We start from the raw sequence: 379 nt of genomic DNA on the forward strand, positions 1-379 counted from the left end.
CAGGCCCACGTACTTGCTAAACTTGTTCATGACCTGCCCCCTCAATGCGGCTCTGAGCCGCGGTGTAGCCCACCTCAAGCTTAATCCGCGTCCCTTGAGGTGCGGCAGGTCCATACATGATGTCTAGGTATTTGTTTTTCCGGACCTTGATCGGCGTTAAGCGCTCGGCCTTGAGCGCTTCAAGCGCAGCCAGATTGGCGCTGCTCCTGTCCACGGTGATTGTCTCGGGCTCGCTGTTCTGTTCAATCGCCATCTCGAAGTAGCGGCGCGCCGCGGCCTTGTCCCGATGGGCGCACAGCAGGAAATCCACCGTGTTGCCCGCTTTGTCCACGGCACGGTACAAATATTTCCAATGGCCTTTGACCTTGACATAGGTCTC

At 57.5% G+C, this 379-nt stretch carries 1 pseudogene; it reads right to left on the reverse strand.

The features are described from left to right. Nucleotides 1–124: 124 nt before the first annotated feature. Nucleotides 125–379: pseudogene (locus AB3X99_RS40955) on the reverse strand (DDE-type integrase/transposase/recombinase); the annotation flags it as partial.

This window comes from Paraburkholderia sp. BR10882 (assembly GCF_040948855.1).
Taxonomy (GTDB): Bacteria; Pseudomonadota; Gammaproteobacteria; order Burkholderiales; family Burkholderiaceae; genus Paraburkholderia; species Paraburkholderia nodosa_A.